The following is a 15137-nucleotide window of genomic DNA, read 5'->3' on the forward strand; positions in this document are numbered from 1 at the left end:
ATTTGCGTTTTTGCGGACTGGTTGGAAAACTTTTCCACGCGTGAATCCGCGAGGGAACTTCCTGCAAGTCCAGGCCACCACAGGGTTTCAGGCCGCTCATCCTATAACAAAGTGGCCTTTTGCCCTTAATTTTAAGACTAGTGGCAATTTGCCGATTAGCGAGGGGGAGGCGACATAAGGTAGGGAGGGGGAGTTAGCGCAGGACGGGGTCGAATTTGATGCGGCGACCCACGATCAAGGTGAGCAACAATAGGCAGGCAAACACGCCGCTGGCGACAAATGCAGTCGTTTGGCTGTCCTGGGAGTCAGCCCCCAGGCCCAGAATCCCTGTTAATGCAGTCAGGCACAAAAACAGCCAGGCAAATTTATTCATCAGAGGCTTCCTCAGAAAACCCAGTGTTCAGAAGCGGGTGCGGACTGAGTGTCTTGGGTCAGGCGTGCGGGCGATTGCGCGTTGGGTGTCATCACGGCCAGTTGCGGGCGTTGTTGCAGATGATGTGGCACAGCCTGGCTTAGCTGCGCAGGGTCATTGGTGCCAGTCGATTGAAAGTGAAACATCAGCAATGTCGCCAGGGCTATGGTGTTGAGGGCTAACAGAAGGGCACTGTTCATGGTCATGTTCTCCGCTTAACGCCGTGGCTTATTGGGTTTGTAGGAGAAGTATTGCAGGTGTCGTGCCAATCTATTACTTCAATAAAATCAAGTGCTTAAGTCTACTTTAAGCGGCTGGAATGTTGCAATTTGCAATGATGGCGTTTTGGGGGAGTGCATTTTGCACGATGGCCTCGCAGGCCCCGTGTTTGCGGGGTCAGGGCAGGATAAATAAGGCTGGCATCGACCTACACTCAAAAAGCCCACGGACGACATGACAAAACCTACCTCGGCCGTTAACATGCACGCCGTCCGTCGCCGCGCCTTTAGCGCAACGGCTGTCATTTGTCCCAGTAGCTCAATTGGATAGAGCATCCCCCTCCTAAGGGGAAGGTTGGCCGTTCGAACCGGCCCTGGGACACCAGATTCAAAGCCTCGCACAGATCCGTCTGGCGGGGCTTTTTTGTGGGCGTTTTCCGAAGATGGGTCGAACCTTGCCGGGGTTCTGGGTTCACAGCCCTGGCATCGTGTATTTATAGCAATCTGTGTATCCAGCGAGCAGCCAGGCAGCGTCTGAGCCTTGAAGCAAAATAATCCCCGGAAACAGCGCATACCGCCTGTCCGGACCCGGCCACCCCGGACTATCATGCCGATAGCCCTGTCTCTCACCGCAAGGAGCCGCTCGGAACGCCGATGCGCCAGATCTGGAAATCTTTTCGAGCCCTTTATTTTGCCTCCTTGATGATGCTGATCGGCTCCGGCCTGCTCAGTACTTACCTGGCCCTGCGCCTGGCGGCCGATCATGTCGACAGCCTGTGGGTCGGTGCGTTGATGGCGGCCAACTATTTTGGCCTGGTGCTGGGTGGCAAGATCGGGCACCGCCTGATTGCCCGGGTCGGGCATATCCGCGCCTACGCCACCTGCGCCGGGATCGTCGGTGCGGCGGTGTTGGGGCATGGTCTGATCGACTGGTTGCCGGCCTGGATCGTGCTGCGGATGATCGTGGGCCTGGGCATGATGTGCCAGTACATGGTCATCGAAAGCTGGCTCAATGAGCAGGCCGACGCCAAGCAGCGCGGCGTGGTGTTCAGCGGCTATATGATCGCGTCCTACTTGGGCCTGGTGCTCGGCCAGCTGATTCTGGTCATGCACCCGCAGTTGGGCCTTGAACTGCTGATGCTGGTCGCGCTGTGCTTTGCCCTGTGCCTGGTGCCAGTGGCCATGACGCGCCGGATTCACCCGGCGCCTCTGCACCCCGCGCCGATGGAGCCGCGCTTCTTTATCAAGCGGGTGCCGCAGTCGCTGAGTACGGTGCTTGGGGCGGGGTTGATTGTCGGCTCGTTCTACGGTCTGGCGCCGCTGTATGCCTCTCAGCAAGGCTTGACCACCGAGCAAGTGGGGCTGTTCATGGGTAGCTGTATTTTTGCCGGGCTGGTGGTGCAGTGGCCGTTGGGCTGGTTGTCTGACCGTTATGATCGCGCGCTGCTGATCCGTTGCTTTGCGCTGTGCCTGGCAGTGGCGGCGTTGCCGTTGGCGATACTGACCAAGGTGCCGCTGGAAGTGTTGTTCGTGGCAGGCTTCGTCTGCTCCCTGGTGCAGTTTTGTCTTTATCCCTTGGCGGTGGCGTTCTCCAACGACCATGTCGAGGGTGATCGCCGCGTATCGCTGACAGCCATGCTGCTGGTGACGTACGGTGTTGGCGCCAGTGTCGGGCCTTTGCTGGCCGGTGTGGTGATGAAGCTGTTCGGCAGTCACATGCTGTATGCGTTTTTCAGTCTGTGCGCATTGATCCTGGTGTGGCGCATCCGGCCAAAAGCGGTCACCAACCTGCATCAGGTGGACGATGCGCCGTTGCACCACGTGGCGATGCCCGACAGCATGTCCAGCTCGCCACTGGTGGCCTGCCTTGATCCGCGGGTGGATGAGGCGGTGGTGCAGGAACAAATGCAAACCACTGTCCCGGAGCCTGAACCGCAAACGGAGCCAAGTCCGGAGGCAGAGGAACCGCCTTTCGTGGGGCCTCCTGAACCTGTGGGGCCAGACGAGCATCCTCACGACTTGAGCAGGGCGCGACCCTGAATGCAAAACGGGCAGATCCCATCAGGATCTGCCCGTTTTTTTGCCGCGATCTTTAAGCTTTAAAAATCGTCGTCTTTGTCAAAGCGTCGTGCTTCGCGTTGCAACTGGTACACAAAGCGCTCGACCTGGCGCTGCACCAAGCCACTCATGTTGTGGAAGCGCACGCCGGCGAAGGTGGTGTTGATCTTCTCTTCGAAGTGCAGGTAACGCAGTTCGACCGAAGTGGTCATGCTGCCAAAGGGCAGGGCGGCGATAAAACGGTCGTAGACCTGGCCCAGTTGCAGGCGCTCGGAGATATCCCCTTCAAAGCGCAGTTTGCAGCCGGTGGCGGAAATATCCAGCAGTTTGCCGCTGACGGGGGCTTTGAGCTTCTCGCCACCCAATTCAATATTGACCAGTTGGGCCAGCTTCAAGGCGGCGCGGAACGCATTGCGGCGCTGGTGGTAGACCACTTCGTCGGGCATGGCGCCGGTGTAGATGCGGTGACCGTCTTTTTCGCTGATGGTGTAGGTGCCGTTGCTTTCCCAGGCGACGCGCACGCCTTCATGAAAACCTTCGATACGAAACGGTTCGCCGCTTTCCAGGAAGCGTTCACCGTCACGCGGGATCATTTCGTCCAGCGCCAGGGTCTTGCTGTCCCGGTCAACGTCCACCAGGTAGCTCTGGAAGCGCTGGCTGCGTTCGTGGAAGGTGATGATCAGCGGGTCATGGCTGTCTTGCAGCATCCGTAGGGTGCTGGCGATTTCCAGAGGCGTGGTGAGGACCTTGGGTGGCTGCGGGGCATCTTCCGCATTAAGGGCGTTGAACACGGTTCTTCCATCTCCAGACAAAATACGACTACACGCAAGAGCAGGCATTCTGCCAGTATGTGGCGCGCCTTGGATAGGCCGCGCTGTAAAGCGGCGTCAGGCTTGGCTGCGGGTGCTTGGCTTGACCAGGCGCGAGGTGGAACCCTGAGCGTTGTAAAGCGCCGGAGGCTCTCCGCCGTGAAGTATACGCAACTGGTTGGCGGTCGTGGCTTGCTGGAGCTGGATCGACTGACCGTTGAGCAGGTTGGCTTCCTGGCACTGGGTGAGCAATTGATTGAGTTCTTTGCTCTGGGCCAGTAATTGATCGCCGACCGTGGAGTGGCTGGCCAACTGCGCCAAGCCATCATGGTCTGCCGGCAGGCCCAGGCTGGCGAGGATCTGGCTGCGTTTCTTGCCGTGCTGTTCCAGCAGGACAATCAGCGACTGCTTGCGTGCCAGGATTTCTTCCAGCAGCGGCATGTCCCGGCCGTAGAGGGCCAGGGATTCTTCCCTGAGCAGCTCGAGCAGCTGTTGCGTCGGCGCTAGATCATCAATGATCAGTTGAAGCAGATTTTCGTCGTGATGCATGGCTGGCCTTGGGGTTTAAGCGTCCAAAAGCCCGGCGCAGGCCTTTGCCTAGCGCTCGGCTTCGAAATTAAGCAGCTTGCTGGCTACACGGTTGCTGTCGACTTTATAGCTGCCATCGGCGATTGCCTGTTTCAATTCGGCCACACGGGCTTTATTGACCACCGGTTGATCGCGCAGCGAGTCAGTGACCTTCTGCAACTGTTGAGCCTCATTGCTCAGGTGTACGGATTCCCCGCTCTGGCTGGCGCTGGCCTGTTCTGCCTTGGCGGGCAGTGGCTGGGCCTTGGCTTCTACGCTGTCTTTGGTGCCAGTAGCTCGCGTAGGGGCCGACGTAGTCGGGGTGTTATTTAAACGACTGAAATCGATGACCATGATCAAAAAACCTCTGGGTATTTGGACGCTTGCCATGTTTTCGGCCATACCCGGACAAACTTTAGGCTCGATTGACAATAAAACCTGCAGGCCGGCATCCAACCGACAGTGTAGGAAAAGCGCGCGTCCGATACCAGTAATCTATAAAGCCACCTCCACCTGACCCGGTGCGGTGACCCGCGCCTTGATCACTCGGTTGGAGTTCAGGTTCTTCACGCGAATCTGTTCGCTCATGCCGCCATTGGACAGGGCTTCCCCCGGCATCTTTACCTGCAGCGCACCGCTGCTGGCGGAAATCACCACTTGGTCGCCCTTGCGGATCACCTCCGCCTGCTCCAGATGCACCAGGGTGATGACCTGGTCGGTGACCACTGGTCGGGTCAACTTCTGCCCGACCGCCTGGTCGAGGGAGGTCAGGTAGCCCTGGCTGATCATACTGATGTCGCGCTCGCGCAACGCCACATCCTCGAAACCAATGATCCCGGAGCGTTTGAGTGGACGAGCCACCACGACCACATCGCGGAACAGCTTGACTTGAGCGGGCACAAACACCGTCCAGGGCGAGGCGCCATCGCAGCGGACTTTGACCGTCACGCGGCCGATGGGCTGGGCGGGACTTTCCAGGGTGGCTGTCAATTCCTTGTCGCACATGGGCATGCGCAGGCGGGGGTCCAACTGGTTTACCTGGATTTCATAACGCCCTGGCGTCTGGGTAGTCGCCAGATAATCTTCTACAGTGAACTCAAGAAAGCCTTGAGTGACGCCGATAAGTAGATCAGGCAAGGTGACGTTGTCTGCGCGGGCCGTGGCGCCCAGGCCCAAGGCAAGCAACGCCAGCGGTACGCAGAGCAATCTGCAGAACCGGGTCAGGTGAAGGCGTCGGGAAACTGTCGTTTTAATATCCATGACCTGTAAATAGCAAAGGCCGTGCCGTTTAGTGTTGGGTGCGCGTCGCACCTTTAAAGGTTTTAGCGTAGGAGTCTGGGCATGGCAGGAGTAATGGATTCAGTAAACCAGCGCACACAGCTGGTAGGGCAGAATCGCCTGGAGTTGTTGCTTTTTCGCCTGGATGGCAAGCAGCTGTATGGCATCAACGTGTTCAAGGTGCGGGAAGTGCTGCAATGCCCCAAGCTGACGATCATGCCCAAGTCCAGCCCGGTGGTGTGCGGCGTTGCCAGCATCCGTGGCGCGACGATCCCGATTCTTGACCTGGCCCTGGCAACCGGTTCGGCGGGTTTGCAGGACCGCGAGAACCCCTTCGTGATCATTACCGAGTACAACACCAAGACCCAGGGCTTCCTGGTGCGCTCGGTGGAGCGCATCGTCAACATGAACTGGGAAGAGATCCATCCGCCGCCCAAGGGCACCGGTCGTGATCATTACCTCACGGCAGTGACGCGAGTGGATAACCAGTTGGTGGAAATCATCGACGTGGAGAAGATCCTCGCCGAGGTCGCACCCACGTCGGAATCGATTTCCGTGGGGGTGGTGGACGCTGAAACCGCGCACAAGGCAATCTCCCTGCGCGTGTTGACGGTGGACGACTCCTCGGTGGCGCGTAAACAGGTGACCCGTTGCCTGCAAACGGTCGGCGTGGAAGTGGTGGCCCTCAATGACGGTCGCCAGGCCCTGGATTACCTGCGCAAGCTGGTGGATGACGGCAAGAAGCCGGAAGAAGAATTCTTGATGATGATCTCCGACATCGAGATGCCGGAAATGGACGGCTACACCCTCACGGCCGAGATACGCAACGATCCACGCATGCAAAAATTGCATATCATCCTGCATACTTCGTTGTCGGGTGTATTCAACCAGGCGATGGTCAAGAAGGTCGGTGCCGATGACTTCCTGGCCAAATTCCGTCCTGATGACCTGGCATCCCGGGTAGTCGACCGGATCAAGGCAGCAGATCACGGCTAGGGGCTTTCCCCTGGCGGTCACACGATTTAAGAGGCGGTATCATTGTCTACGGGTAATTTGGATTTCGAACAGTTCCGGGTCTTCCTGGAAAAAGCCTGTGGCATATTGCTCGGTGAAAACAAGCAGTACCTGGTATCCAGCCGTCTCAACAAACTGATGGAGCAGCAGGGCATCAAGTCGTTGGGTGAGCTGGTCCAGCGCATCCAGGGGCAGCCGCGCAGCGGGCTCAAGGAGATGGTGGTCGATGCCATGACCACCAACGAAACCCTGTGGTTTCGTGACACCTACCCGTTTGAAGTGCTCAAGAGCAGAGTGCTGCCGGAAGCCATCAAGGCCAGCCCCGGCCAGCGCCTGCGCATTTGGTCGGCTGCCTGCTCTTCGGGGCAGGAGCCGTACTCGATTTCGATGTCCATCGATGAGTTCGAGCGGACCAATCTGGGCCAGTTGAAGGCTGGGGCGCAAATCGTCGCCACTGACCTGTCCGGCACCATGCTCACCAACTGCAAGACCGGCGAGTACGACAGCCTGGCCCTGGGCCGTGGTTTGTCCCAGGAACGCCTGCAGCGTTACTTCGACCCGAAAGGGGCAGGGCGTTGGGCGGTCAAGGCGCCGATCAAGAGCCGCGTGGAATTCCGCTCGTTCAACCTGCTCGACAGCTACGCCAGCCTGGGCAAGTTCGACATGGTGTTCTGCCGCAACGTGCTGATCTACTTCTCGGCCGAAGTGAAGAAAGACATCCTGCTGCGCATCCATGGCACGCTCAAGCGTGGCGGTTATCTGTTCCTCGGTGCTTCCGAAGCGCTGAACGGTCTGCCGGATCATTACCAGATGGTGCAATGCAGTCCGGGGATCATCTACCAGGCCAAGTGACGCACGCTTGAACAAACAATGGGAGGCCCCACAAAGGCCTCCCATTTTTTTGGCCGCAAAGCGGCAAACGCCATTGCCGCTTTACTGGCGCCACGCGGAAACCGCTTGCCGCTTTTCTGGCATTGCCGCCGGCAACCGCCCCCCAAACCCTTGATATACGGGCCTTCGTAAGATTGGCATGCACCTTGCTATAACCCAGTTAACGAAAAGCAGGTCAGCCCTTAAAGGTTTCCGCCATGAGCATCAGCTTCGATAAAGCGCTCGGTATCCACGAACAAGCCCTGGGCTTCCGCGCCCAGCGTGCCGAAGTCCTGGCCAACAACATTGCCAACGCCGATACCCCGAACTACAAGGCTCGGGACCTGGACTTCTCCGCCGTGCTCGCCGCACAGCAGGACAAGACCAAGAACGGCACCTTCGCCTTGAACATGACCAACAGCCGTCATATCGAAGCGCAAGGCCTGAGCAATGGTGACGAGTCGTTGCTGTATCGCACGCCGATGCAGCCGTCGATCGACCAGAACACCGTCGACGCGCAGCTGGAGCAGTCGGCCTACGCCGAGAACTCGGTGAACTTTCAAGCCAGCTTCACCCTGCTTAACAGCAAATTCAAAGGGCTGATGTCAGCCCTGCGTGGAGAGTAAGCCATGTCCCTGTCCAGTGTTTTCAATATTGCCGGCAGTGGCATGAGCGCGCAGACTACGCGTTTGAACACCGTCGCCAGTAACATCGCCAACGCCGAGACCGTGTCTTCGAGCATTGACCAGACCTACCGCGCCCGTCACCCGGTGTTCGCCACCATGTTCCAGGGCGGCCAGGCGGGCGGCAGCGATTCGTTGTTCCAGGACCAAGGTGCAGCAGGCTCCGGTGTGCAAGTGCTCGGCGTGGTCGAAGACCAAAGCAACCTTGAAGCTCGCTACGAACCCAACCATCCCGCCGCGAACGAAAAGGGTTATGTCTACTACCCGAACGTCAACGTGGTCGAGGAAATGGCCGACATGATTTCCGCCAGCCGTTCGTTTCAGACCAACGCGGAAATGATGAACACCGCCAAAACCATGATGCAGAAGGTCCTGACCCTGGGTCAGTGATAAGGGGCGCCAAATAATGGCCATTGTTGATACGAGTAACAACACGCCAGTCCAGGACCTTTTCAACTCCAAGGTCAAGACCGCGACAGACAACGCCAGCAGCCTGGGTGACGCTTCCAAGGCCGCGACCGGCAAACAGTCGCTGGGCAAGGATGCGTTCCTGCAACTGCTGGTTACCCAGTTGAAAAACCAGAACCCGCTGTCGCCGCAAGACAACGGCGCGTTCGTGGCCCAGCTGGCGCAGTTCAGCAGCCTGGAAGGCATCAACACCCTGAATGACTCGGTGAATGCGATCTCCAGCAACTTCAGCTCGTCGCAAGCGCTGCAGGCGTCGTCGCTGGTAGGCCGCTCGATCATCATCCAGACCGACAAGGCCATGGTGGATACCAGCAAGAGCATGACCGGTTCGGTGGATGTGACAACGGCGACGGGCAACGTCACCGTCAAGGTCACCGACAAAGACGGCAACCTGGTGCGCACCATCGAAATGGGCGCCCAGAGTGCCGGCAGCCAGAGCTTTATCTGGGATGGCAAAAACGACAAGGGCGAGGTCGCTCCTGCAGGCACCTACACCTTCAATGCCACCACCAAGAATGACAAGGGCGACGCCGTTGCCCTGACCACTTCGCTGCCAGCAACGGTAACGAGCGTGACCCTGAGCAAGACCGGCGGCGAAATGCTGCTGAACCTGGCTGGCGGCATGGGCAGCGTCAAGCTGTCGCAAATTCAGACTATCGGTACATAGAGCCGGCTAAATACGGCAGAGGGAGAGAAACATGTCTTTTAACATCGGCCTTAGCGGCCTCTATGCGGCCAACAAACAACTGGACGTGACCGGCAACAACATCGCCAACGTCGCGACTACTGGCTTCAAGTCGTCCCGTGCGGAATTCGCGGACATCTACGCCGCCTCCAAACTGGGTACAGGCCAGAACAGTATCGGCAACGGTGTGAACCTGGCGGCCGTGTCCCAGCAGTTCACCCAAGGTGACGTGAACGGCAGCGGTGGCATCCTGGACATGGCGATCCAGGGCGGCGGTTTCTTCGTGCAGAAGGGCAGCGACGGTTCGCTGGAGTACACCCGTAGTGGTGCCTTCCGTGCCGACAAAGATGGCTACATCACCAACAACACCGGCACCTCGCGCTTGCAAGGTTATGCGGCGGACGCGGACGGCAAGATCATCAAGGGCGGCCTGACCGACCTGCAATTGAACCTGTCGAACCTGCCGCCGAAGGCGTCCACCAAAGTGGACTCCACCAGTAACCTGAACTCCTCGGAGCCGGTGATCGACCAGGTGGCGAAGCCGTTCAACCCGAACGACACCAGCACCTTTACCACTCAATACAGCACCACCTTGTACGACTCCCAGGGCAACGCACACCCGATGGTGCAGTACCTGGTGAAAACCGACGGCAATAAGTGGAATGCCTATACCCTGATCGATGGTCGCAACCCTAACGGTTCTGCGCCAACCGGTACGCCATCGACTCCGCCAGTGCCGTCGGCATTGACCTTTGATGGCAATGGCAAGCTGACTAGCGTCGTGACCGGCGGTGTGTCCGACAAGACTCTGACTATTACCGGTTGGGTCCCTGGCACTGTGACTGATGGTGTGTGGAAGGCCAATGGTGCGAATGCCAACCCGACCGGCATCGCCGTCAACATGGCCAACATTACCCAGTACAACTCGGCCACGTACCGCAACCCACCGGTCACCGATGGCTACGCCACCGGCCAGATCACCGGCCTGAAAATCGACGGCAGCGGTGTACTGTTCGCAACGTTCAGCAACCAGCAGAGCAAGGCCATTGGCCAGATCTCTCTGGCCAGCTTCAACAACGAACAAGGCCTGCAGCCCAACGGCGGTACTACCTGGAAAGAGACCTTCGCTTCGGGCCAGCCAGGTTATGACACCCCGCAAGCCGGCACCCTGGGCTCGATCGTGGCCAACTCCCTGGAGAACTCCAACGTCAACCTGACCAACGAGCTGGTGGACCTGATCAAGGCCCAGAGCAACTATCAGGCGAACGCCAAGACCATCTCCACCCAGAGCACCATCATGCAGACCATCATTCAGATGACGTAATGTCATTGGTCTGACGCTGGTAAAAGAAAACCCCTCAACGAGGGGTTTTTTTTGCGCGTTCATTTTGTAGGCGCGACTTTTCGTACTGCCTGCGTCCCTACGAGACCACTCGTTTTTACTGGAACGGCCGACGCACTTTTCCCTACCAAGTACACCAACGGTGGCTTACGGGCGGGGGAAATTTATGCAATGGGCTCAACAGATATCAGGCCAAACGGCTCGGGTTTATTTTAGCGACAGAACCGCTGCTTTTGGTGCTGAAAACACCCAGGACAAAACCGATGGTGTTCACAGCCTGGATGCCGATAAGGCGGTGGTATCCACTCTTCTGAAGGCATTGGAGGAGGCGCAGAAAACCTCCAAGAGCCAAACCGTCCAGGACTTGCGTGACAAGCTCAATGAGGTGCGCAAGAAACTCGGAGAGGAGAAGTTCAAGGCGATTATCGAGGCGTTAAAAAAAGACGCATCTGACAGTTGGCTCGCATTTTTGAAGGCGCTTTTTCCAGAGCTGTTTGCAGATGATGAATCGCCTTCTCCACCGGCCCCCCCAGACATTGGTGGCGGTGGAGGAGGTGGCGGAGGTGGCGGTGGCGGCCGTGTGAACCCGGAGAATTTTGGCCCTTCCGAATCCATGAGCAACAAGCCCATCACTGAGGGGGCGAAACACCATGATTACCAGCCTGATAAAAGTGTGCGTGGGAAAAAGCCGGATAACATTTGGAGTGGTTTCTCTCAAGGCTTCGAAGGCAATTGCACGACAGTATCCTCAATAAAAGCCGCCATGCAGCACTTCGGCCAGGACCCCAAAGACGTTTTCAAGAATGTCGAGTTGAAGGGCAATACCTATGAGGTGGAGATGCGTGATGGGTTCAAACTCAAGCTGACCAAGGATGAGCTGCGCATGGCTGCGCGAGAGGCGCGCTTCAAGGGCGATGACCCTACCTTAATGACCAATGCCAACTTTATGTATGCGGCGAGTGCCAAGCGAGCGCAGATGGAAGGGAATAGTGGCTCTCCTGGCGAAAACGACAGAAATGCCACGAGAAGCTTCAAGGATGCGCTGATCAGCTTGAATGATGGCGAGCATTCCCGCGAGGGCTTGCATAGGCTTGGGCTGAAAGATCACTACAGGCCGGGCTTTCAAAGTGATTTTGCGCGGGGGATGGTGGGGACTTATGAAACGAATGCACATTCCATGGCGGTGATTGGCAATCGTAAGGAGCTATGGGGAGGGCGAGGCGGTGCTCCAGGGCCGGGCATCTACACGGTGCTTTTTTAAACGGCCAAAAAAAACGCCGACAAACCAATCATGCTCAGGTTTGTCGGCGTTTTTTCAGTTCCGGATCGTTGCGATCCGGAACCGACTCAGCTTACTGGCAAGCTTCGCAATCCGGCTCATCGATCGCGCAGGCCTTTGGCACAGGGGCCGGGCCGGCTGGCGCTGCAAGCACCGAATCATCACCGTGGTTACCGCCGCTGGAAACCGCGTTCAGCTTGCCGGTGTTGATGGTCGACTTCTCGGTGCTGGTCGCGGCCAGGGCGCGGAGGTAGTAAGTGGTTTTCAGGCCACGGTACCACGCCATGCGGTAGGTCACGTCCAGCTTCTTGCCCGAAGCGCCAGCGATGTAGAGGTTCAGCGACTGGGCCTGGTCGATCCACTTCTGACGACGGCTGGCGGCGTCAACGATCCACTTGGTGTCCACTTCGAATGCGGTCGCGTAGAGCTCTTTGAGTTCTTGCGGGATACGCTCGATCTGCTGCACGGAACCGTCGTAGTACTTCAGGTCGTTGATCATGACCGAGTCCCACAGGCCGCGGGCTTTCAGGTCGCGAACCAGGTACGGGTTGATCACGGTGAATTCGCCCGACAGGTTCGATTTCACATACAGGTTCTGGTAAGTCGGTTCGATCGACTGCGACACGCCAGTGATGTTGGCGATGGTTGCGGTCGGCGCGATGGCCATGATGTTGGAGTTACGAATACCTTTCTGCACACGGGCACGTACTGGCGCCCAGTCCAGGGATTCTTCCAGGTCAACGTCGATGTACTTCTGGCCACGTTGCTCAATCAGGATCTGTTGCGAATCCAGCGGCAGGATGCCTTTGGACCACAGCGAACCCTGGAACGTCTCGTAGGCGCCGCGCTCGTCGGCCAGGTCGCAGGAAGCCTGGATCGCGTAGTAGCTGACCGCTTCCATGGACTTGTCGGCGAACTCGACCGCAGCGTCCGAACCGTAAGGAATGTGCTGCAGGTACAGCGCGTCCTGGAAGCCCATGATGCCCAAGCCGACCGGACGGTGCTTGAAGTTGGAGTTCTGCGCCTGTGGCACCGAGTAGTAGTTGATGTCGATCACGTTATCGAGCATGCGCACGGCGGTGTTGACGGTACGTTCCAGCTTGGCGGTGTCCAGCTTGCCGTTGACGATGTGGTTCGGCAGGTTGATCGAGCCCAGGTTGCAAACGGCGATCTCGTCCTTGTTGGTGTTCAAGGTGATCTCGGTGCACAGGTTCGAGCTGTGGACCACGCCCACGTGCTGCTGCGGGCTGCGCAGGTTGCACGGGTCTTTGAAGGTCAGCCATGGGTGGCCGGTTTCAAACAGCATGGACAGCATTTTGCGCCACAGGTCTTTGGCCTGGATGGTCTTGAACAGCTTGATCTTGCCAGGGTACTGGGACAGGGCTTCGTAGTACTCGTAGCGCTCTTCGAAAGCCTTGCCGGTCAGGTCGTGCAGGTCCGGCACTTCGGAAGGCGAGAACAGGGTCCACTGGCCGTCGTCGAAGACACGCTTCATGAACAGGTCAGGGATCCAGTTGGCGGTGTTCATGTCGTGGGTACGACGACGGTCATCACCGGTGTTCTTGCGCAGCTCGATGAACTCTTCGATGTCCATGTGCCAGGTTTCCAGGTAGGCACACACAGCGCCTTTGCGCTTGCCACCCTGGTTCACGGCGACGGCGGTGTCGTTCACCACTTTCAGGAACGGTACAACGCCCTGGGACTTGCCGTTGGTGCCCTTGATGTACGAACCCAGTGCACGCACCGGGGTCCAGTCGTTGCCCAGGCCGCCAGCGAATTTGGACAACATGGCGTTGTCGTGGATCGCGTGGTAGATGCCCGACAGGTCATCCGGCACGGTGGTCAGGTAGCAGCTGGACAGCTGTGGACGCAGGGTACCGGCGTTGAACAGGGTCGGGGTCGACGACATGTAGTCAAAGGACGACAACAGGTTGTAGAACTCGATGGCACGGTCTTCTTTCTGCTTCTCTTCGATTGCCAGGCCCATGGCCACGCGCATGAAGAACACTTGCGGCAGTTCGAAGCGGATACCGTCCTTGTGGATGAAGTAACGGTCGTACAGGGTTTGCAGGCCCAAGTAGGTGAACTGCTGGTCACGCTCGTGGTTGATCGCCTTGCCGAGTTTTTCCAGGTCGAAGGTGGCCAGGATCGGGTTCAGCAATTCGAATTCGATACCCTTGGCGATGTAGGCAGGCAGCGCCTTGGCGTACAGGTCGGCCATTTCGTGGTGGGTGGCGCTGTCGGCGACTTTCAGGAAGCCCAGGCCTTCGGCACGCAGGGTGTCCATCAGCAGGCGCGCGGTCACGAACGAGTAGTTCGGCTCGCGTTCAACCAGGGTACGGGCGGTCATCACCAGGGCGGTGTTGACGTCGGTCAGGGCCACGCCGTCGTACAGGTTCTTCAGGGTTTCGCGCTGGATCAGGTCACCGTCGACTTCTTCCAGGCCTTCACAGGCCTCGGTGACGATGGTGTTCAGGCGACCCAGGTCCAGCGGTGCAAACGTGCCGTCGGCCAGGGTGATGCGGATCGATGGGTGAGCTTGTACCGCAGCTTCTTCAGCTGGGGTGCGTACAGCGCGTTCCTTGGAACGTGCGTCACGGTAGATCACGTAGTCGCGGGCAACTTTCTGTTCGCCGGCACGCATCAGGGCCAGTTCGACCTGGTCCTGGATTTCTTCGATGTGGATGGTGCCGCCCGAAGGCATGCGACGCTTGAAGGTCGCGGTGACTTGTTCGGTCAGGCGGGCAACGGTGTCGTGGATGCGCGACGAGGCGGCAGCGGTGCCGCCTTCAACTGCAAGAAACGCTTTGGTGATGGCGACGGTGATTTTGTCATCGGTGTAAGGAACGACAGTGCCGTTACGCTTGATCACACGCAATTGGCCGGGTGCAGTGGCGGACAGATCCAGGTTCGAATCGGCGGCCTGCGGCACGGAGCCTTGCGGGTTCTCGCGAGTTGTGTCGGTTTGCATGGGGGGTTGTCTCCACGTTCTATATTTGATTGCGAGTGCCAGGCTCTTCCTGCAACACCCGTACCGTTTTCCATATCGGGGATGGGAAACAGCTGCCATCCGCGTGAGCGGTTTGGTCTACTGAAAATCGGTTGGTTCCATGCTGCGCTAGCAATAAAACGCTTGAATTTCTTGCCACTTGTGTGGTTGGGCGCTTTCTTCGAAAACCCCACATGTAGGGTCTTCTACAGTGCCGAGGTACAAGATAATGCGTTTTCGAGGGGTTAGCAACGCAGTAACCTGTGGATAACGCTGTGGGTAAAATGTGTAAGAAAGGTTGAATGGGTGTGTAGGCCGCACTGCTGCTGGATTACGCCGTTTGTCATTAAATGTTTCGGGCTTAAAACAACCTGCCCATTTTCGAAGGGCGCGAACCCTATCACAAAAAAACGCGATCACCGAATGGATTTCCCGGCTTGTGTTTGAGGGCTGGCCCATGGCTAC

At 58.1% G+C, this 15137-nt stretch carries 15 protein-coding genes and 1 tRNA gene; 9 read left to right on the plus strand and 7 right to left on the minus strand.

From position 1 onward, the window contains the following. Nucleotides 1-193: 193 nt before the first annotated feature. Both HX823_RS02430 and HX823_RS02435 read right to left on the minus strand, forming a co-directional pair. Nucleotides 194-373, minus strand: coding sequence for a PA3371 family protein (locus HX823_RS02430; RefSeq protein ID WP_177074041.1), 180 nt, complete (start codon nucleotides 371-373; stop codon nucleotides 194-196). Nucleotides 374-384: 11 nt separating this feature from the next. Continuing rightward, nucleotides 385-612 carry a hypothetical protein gene (locus HX823_RS02435; protein ID WP_038846387.1) on the minus strand — a complete coding sequence of 76 codons (228 nt, stop codon included), beginning with the start codon at nucleotides 610-612 and terminating at the stop codon, nucleotides 385-387. Between the two features lie 326 nt (nucleotides 613-938). On the opposite strand from HX823_RS02435, the gene HX823_RS02440 reads away from it, so the two are divergent. Beyond that, nucleotides 939-1015 (plus strand) — tRNA-Arg (locus tag HX823_RS02440). Nucleotides 1016-1284: 269 nt separating this feature from the next. Next, nucleotides 1285-2670 carry an MFS transporter gene (locus HX823_RS02445; RefSeq protein ID WP_038846378.1) on the plus strand — a complete coding sequence of 462 codons (1386 nt, stop codon included), beginning with the start codon at nucleotides 1285-1287 and terminating at the stop codon, nucleotides 2668-2670. A 59-nt stretch (nucleotides 2671-2729) separates the two neighbouring features. Here HX823_RS02445 and HX823_RS02450 read toward each other — a convergent pair whose 3' ends face one another. From HX823_RS02450 to flgA, 4 genes are all read right to left on the minus strand, one after another. After that, nucleotides 2730-3479: a flagellar brake protein gene (locus HX823_RS02450; RefSeq protein WP_038846377.1), complete on the minus strand. Its 750-nt coding sequence runs from the start codon at nucleotides 3477-3479 to the stop codon at nucleotides 2730-2732. Nucleotides 3480-3575: 96 nt separating this feature from the next. Then, on the minus strand, nucleotides 3576-4046 hold the full coding sequence (locus HX823_RS02455) for a flagella synthesis protein FlgN (RefSeq protein WP_038846375.1): 471 nt from the start codon (nucleotides 4044-4046) through the stop codon (nucleotides 3576-3578). 48 nt (nucleotides 4047-4094) lie between these two features. Then, nucleotides 4095-4418: a flagellar biosynthesis anti-sigma factor FlgM gene (gene flgM, locus HX823_RS02460; protein WP_038846372.1), complete on the minus strand. Its 324-nt coding sequence runs from the start codon at nucleotides 4416-4418 to the stop codon at nucleotides 4095-4097. 141 nt (nucleotides 4419-4559) lie between these two features. Further along, the gene (gene flgA / locus HX823_RS02465; protein ID WP_177074042.1) at nucleotides 4560-5324 is read right to left on the minus strand and encodes a flagellar basal body P-ring formation chaperone FlgA; all 765 of its coding nucleotides are present in this window, start codon (nucleotides 5322-5324) and stop codon (nucleotides 4560-4562) included. An 81-nt stretch (nucleotides 5325-5405) separates the two neighbouring features. Between flgA and HX823_RS02470 the strand changes: the two genes are divergently transcribed. The 7 genes from HX823_RS02470 to HX823_RS02500 all read left to right on the plus strand — a co-directional run bounded on the left by HX823_RS02470 (nucleotide 5406) and on the right by HX823_RS02500 (nucleotide 11665). Further along, on the plus strand, nucleotides 5406-6338 hold the full coding sequence (locus tag HX823_RS02470) for a chemotaxis protein CheV (protein WP_038846366.1): 933 nt from the start codon (nucleotides 5406-5408) through the stop codon (nucleotides 6336-6338). Between the two features lie 42 nt (nucleotides 6339-6380). After that, a complete protein-coding gene (gene cheR, locus HX823_RS02475) occupies nucleotides 6381-7208 on the plus strand; it encodes a protein-glutamate O-methyltransferase CheR (RefSeq protein WP_038846364.1) in 828 nt (275 codons plus the stop codon). Nucleotides 7209-7444: 236 nt separating this feature from the next. Beyond that, nucleotides 7445-7852 (plus strand): flagellar basal body rod protein FlgB, encoded by a 408-nt coding sequence (gene flgB / locus HX823_RS02480; RefSeq protein ID WP_010208346.1) that lies wholly within the window; start codon nucleotides 7445-7447, stop codon nucleotides 7850-7852. A 3-nt stretch (nucleotides 7853-7855) separates the two neighbouring features. Beyond that, the gene (flgC, locus tag HX823_RS02485) at nucleotides 7856-8299 is read left to right on the plus strand and encodes a flagellar basal body rod protein FlgC (RefSeq protein ID WP_010208347.1); all 444 of its coding nucleotides are present in this window, start codon (nucleotides 7856-7858) and stop codon (nucleotides 8297-8299) included. Between the two features lie 16 nt (nucleotides 8300-8315). Further along, the gene (gene flgD / locus HX823_RS02490; RefSeq protein ID WP_038846362.1) at nucleotides 8316-9044 is read left to right on the plus strand and encodes a flagellar hook assembly protein FlgD; all 729 of its coding nucleotides are present in this window, start codon (nucleotides 8316-8318) and stop codon (nucleotides 9042-9044) included. A gap of 31 nt (nucleotides 9045-9075) precedes the next feature. Beyond that, nucleotides 9076-10386 (plus strand): flagellar hook protein FlgE, encoded by a 1311-nt coding sequence (flgE, locus tag HX823_RS02495; protein ID WP_177074043.1) that lies wholly within the window; start codon nucleotides 9076-9078, stop codon nucleotides 10384-10386. A gap of 184 nt (nucleotides 10387-10570) precedes the next feature. Further along, nucleotides 10571-11665: a hypothetical protein gene (locus HX823_RS02500; protein ID WP_177074044.1), complete on the plus strand. Its 1095-nt coding sequence runs from the start codon at nucleotides 10571-10573 to the stop codon at nucleotides 11663-11665. A gap of 91 nt (nucleotides 11666-11756) precedes the next feature. Here the strand turns inward: HX823_RS02500 and HX823_RS02505 are convergent, their stop codons facing one another. Then, complete coding sequence (locus tag HX823_RS02505; protein ID WP_177074045.1) at nucleotides 11757-14654, minus strand: ribonucleoside-diphosphate reductase subunit alpha; 2898 nt, start codon at nucleotides 14652-14654, stop codon at nucleotides 11757-11759. Nucleotides 14655-15137: the final 483 nt, after the last annotated feature.

Origin of the sequence: Pseudomonas sp. P7759, from assembly GCF_013386445.1 — a bacterium.
Taxonomy (GTDB): domain Bacteria; phylum Pseudomonadota; class Gammaproteobacteria; order Pseudomonadales; family Pseudomonadaceae; genus Aquipseudomonas; species Aquipseudomonas azotoformans_A.